This window comes from Alphaproteobacteria bacterium (assembly GCA_018662925.1).
Classification (GTDB): domain Bacteria; phylum Pseudomonadota; class Alphaproteobacteria; order 16-39-46; family JABJFC01; genus JABJFC01.
This window is the reverse complement of record JABJFC010000008.1, coordinates 1-3964: the sequence shown is the minus strand read 5'-3', so window position 1 is coordinate 3964 and position 3964 is coordinate 1. Positions and strand designations below refer to the sequence as shown.

Annotated in this window: 3 protein-coding genes, 1 tRNA gene and 1 rRNA gene; 2 read left to right on the top strand and 3 right to left on the bottom strand. The window is 43.2% G+C overall.

The window, feature by feature from the left end:
- Both HOL16_00355 and HOL16_00350 read right to left on the bottom strand, forming a co-directional pair.
- Positions 1–435 (bottom strand): 16S ribosomal RNA (locus HOL16_00355); the annotation flags it as partial.
- Between the two features lie 316 nt (positions 436–751).
- Positions 752–1579, bottom strand: a complete 828-nt coding sequence (locus HOL16_00350) for a hypothetical protein (protein MBT5389154.1) — start codon at positions 1577–1579, stop codon at positions 752–754.
- Between the two features lie 113 nt (positions 1580–1692).
- Here HOL16_00350 and HOL16_00345 point away from each other — a divergent pair, with 113 nt between their 5' ends.
- Positions 1693–2982 (top strand): HlyC/CorC family transporter, encoded by a 1290-nt coding sequence (locus tag HOL16_00345; GenBank protein MBT5389153.1) that lies wholly within the window; start codon positions 1693–1695, stop codon positions 2980–2982.
- Positions 2983–3021: 39 nt separating this feature from the next.
- On the opposite strand, the gene HOL16_00340 is transcribed toward HOL16_00345, so the two are convergent.
- Positions 3022–3231, bottom strand: a complete 210-nt coding sequence (locus HOL16_00340) for a zinc-finger domain-containing protein (protein MBT5389152.1) — start codon at positions 3229–3231, stop codon at positions 3022–3024.
- A 72-nt stretch (positions 3232–3303) separates the two neighbouring features.
- Here HOL16_00340 and HOL16_00335 point away from each other — a divergent pair.
- A tRNA-Arg gene (locus tag HOL16_00335) sits at positions 3304–3380 on the top strand.
- The last annotated feature ends 584 nt before the right edge of the window (positions 3381–3964 follow it).

Genomic DNA, 3964 nt, shown 5'->3' with positions numbered 1-3964 from the left:
CTTCCCCGTTGAAAGAGTTTTACAACCCTAAGGCCTTCTTCACTCACGCGGCATCGCTGGATCAGGGTTTCCCCCATTGTCCAAGATTCCCCACTGCTGCCTCCCGTAGGAGTCTGGGCCGTGTCTCAGTCCCAGTGTGGCTGATCATCCTCTCAGACCAGCTATAGATCGTAGGCTTGGTAGGCCATTACCCTACCAACTACCTAATCTAGCGCGGGCACTTCCATCGGCGACCGAAGTCTTTCCCCCTAAGGGCGTATGCGGTATTAGCTGCGGTTTCCCACAGTTATTCCCCACCGTTGGGTAGTTTCCCACGTGTTACTCACCCGTCTGCCACTAAACTATAGACCGAAGTCTATAGTCCCGTTCGACTTGCATGTGTTAGGCGTGCCGCCAGCGTTCGTTCTGAGCCAGGATCAAACTCTCATGTTTAAATCTCAATTCAATCAAAGATTTTCATGAGTGTTACATTGACCCACAAACATATTTTGGCGCACATTTCTGTGTCCGATACGTTTGCAACATCAAACTACTGTTTGTCGTCGCCAACGCATCTCTTTCTATATTTTAACTTATCAAAGAGCTGAATTCGCGTACATTACATAAACGAACCCATATTTGCAATACCTAATTTTCTGGCTGCGAAGTGGAACCTACTGCAGTTTAAAATGTGATGCAAGGACTTTTTTCTCTTTTTTTTATTTCTCTGAAACTGAGGAAGAAAACCCCTTTTTATTAACCGTGTATTTGCCTATGTCACAAAATGAAATGAGCAATCAAGAGACTCTGTTTTCTGATCCCATTCATGAAGGGTAAAACCAGGCTCTTTTCTGACAATCCCCCCTAAATCGATAACAATATTATCCTTCTCAGATAAGAAAAACGCCGGAGCAACGCTGGGAGAAACACTAAGCGGAATAGGTCCCCACAGGATCTCCAAACCAAAATGCCCATGACCGCAGGCAAGTCTCTTTACATTTGGGTATCTTTTAACCACGGCCAGAAGGTCTGAGTCTCCAGGGCAAAAAAATGCGTCCAAGTTTCTTTTTCTTTTCCCTTCAAATACCACCTCTTCAAGTTGGGGAAGGGTTCTAAAACTGATCGGAGGATGATGCATAAATAATAGAATAGGCTTTTTGCACTCCTGGAAACGCTTTTCCAACCATTTTAAGCGATCTTCAAATACACGGCCTGAATCTATCCCATCAACAACCGTATCAAACGCTATACATGAAACTGGCCACTGGGAATCCTCGAGAACATATTGGATATAAGGACTCTTCTCCCTTAAATACTTATGATCATTGAATATTTCTTTCATGTCTTCATAATTATCGTGATTTCCTGGCATCAAATAATACGGAGCCTCAAGTGTCTCCAAAGCGCCCTTTAAATCCTCATATCCCCTTATCCCATCTTCGTGATCTAGAATTAGATCTCCTGAAATCATTACGAATTGAGGTTGAATTTCCTGATTAACATGAGCAATCGTCCTTTCCAAACGGTTCAAATTATCATTCTGAACACGATAGGGATGTGGAATGTGTGTATCTGTTAGCTGGACAATCTTAAACGACATTATGTTCTCTTATCTCCTCATCTTCCCGACAAAGATATACTTTTTGGTACCGTTGTTGCAATTAGCATAAAAAAGAATGTACAATTGAAAAGAAAGTAAACACGAAGAAGAATATGACGCTCTCAATCTGGCTCCCTATCTCAATCATTTTTGTACTGTTGATCGTTTCGGCTTTCTTCTCGGCTTCAGAAACGGCTCTCACTGCTGCCTCACGCGCCAAATTATTTCAACTACGCAAAAAAGGAAGCAAAAGTGCAGCCACTGTCCAAAAACTTCAAGAGAATATGGAAAAACTTATCGGTACCATTCTGTTTGGCAATACCTTAGTCAACATTTTTGCCTCTGCTATCGCAACTGGCTTTCTTGTGAAGATGTTTGGAGAAACAGGGATAGCCTATGCAACCGTTGGAATGACACTGCTTATCTTATTCTTCTCAGAAATCTTACCCAAAATGGGCGCGGTAAACCATCCTGAAACAGCCGCTCGACACTTGGCCCCTATTTTGAAACCTTTCATCATAGTTTTTTCCCCAATCGCAACTTTGATTCAGTGGCTCGCAGGACTAACTTGGAAAATCTTTGGCGTTCGTATTGGAAAAGACAAAAAATTATCCGCGGGCGAGGAGGAATTGCGTGGCACCATCGAACTTCATCGAGAAACCGATTCTGTCGCTCTCCATAAAGGTGCCATGCTTAAGAGCATCTTAGATTTAACGACCGTAACAGTATCAGAGGTAATGGTTCATCGGAAAACGGTAAAAATGATCGATGCCTCTGATCCCTCTTCATTAATAGTGGAGAAAATATCCAATAGCCCTTACACACGTCTCCCTCTCTGGAAAGATAACCCAGAGAATATTGTTGGCATGCTGCATGCAAAGCACGTCTTAAAGGCCGTGCGCACTCATAAAGGAAAAATCGACTCCTTAAATATTATTTCCTTAGCCAGAAAACCTTGGTTTGTTCCTGAGTCAACCACTTTGTTGGCTCAGCTCCAAGATTTCCGAAATCGGCATGAACACTTGGCCCTGGTTGTGGATGAATATGGAGAGCTCCAAGGCATCATCACTTTAGAAGATATATTAGAAGAAATAGTCGGAGAAATTTCCGATGAACATGACGTGGATATTGAGGGTGTTCACCTACAGGGAGACGGCACGTATCTGGTCAACGGTATAGTGACAATTCGTGATCTTAACCGTCAATTTGATTGGGAACTTCCAGATGAAGAGGCTTCAACGATTGCAGGCCTTGCGCTCTATGAATTCCAAAAGATTCCAAAAGTAGGTCAATCCGTTGAATTAAAAGGATTCAAATTAGAAATCCTCCGGCGTTACCGAAATCAAATAACTCTGGTGAAGATTACGACACCCATTAAATCGAAATCAGAGGAAGATGGGTAGTCTACTGCAGTCCAGAGCACCTTACAAACATTATGGCTCTTATTCCTTCAAAACGAATACTTGACTACAGTAGGGACACTCCACAGATCCTTCCTCCCCCATGGGAAGATAGACACGCGGATGCTCAAGCTCCCCTGTACCCCCATCGCATGAAATTGTCAGCTTATCAGTATAAACAACTTCTGATGCTTTCTCCGGGGGGGTCGGCTTCTTTTTCTTTTGCTCTTTTGGCGTCTTCTTCTTTGCCATGAAACACGTCCCATTGCATCTCTTACACCTTTATTATATACAGAATTTCATAGAACCACCAGCGAAACATTTGCGCCCGTAGCTCAGCTGGATAGAGCGTTGGCCTCCGGAGCCAAAGGTCAGAGGTTCAAATCCTCTCGGGCGCACCACCCTTCGCCCTTACGGGCTTCGGGTGGCAAGCCACCCTTAGGATGGACAACACACGAAAACGTTAGAGCGAAGGAGTGTCGCCCGTAGCCTTCCTACGCACAATGTGCTTCGGAAGGTATACCTTGGCATAGGGTGACTTACACATATAGCTGGATCGTCATGCCCTTACGGGCTTCGGGTGGCAAGCCACCCTTAGGTGGACAACACACGAAAACGTTAGAGCGAAGGTTTACCTGACGAAGCTCCTTTGGCGTAGTTAGATGATCCTATATTCTATGTAAATCTATTATGTTCTATATTATTATATGTATCAAAGATCTATGATGAATTTAGATTCTCTCTACATCTATAAAAATCTCTCTGATTCTCGTTCTGTTGCTCCCCATATGCTCCCCTTTTTTTTATTGAAGTTAAAGTTTGTGAATGCTATGCTCAAGCCATATTTTTGTTGGCATTCAATAATAAAGGATCCTTCTTATGCAAAACTCATCCGTACATCGACAAAAGCTCACTAAACGTCTTGTTGAAAGCATTACTCCAGATCAAACGAAGCGTAAATATGTATGGGATACAGAAATTATAG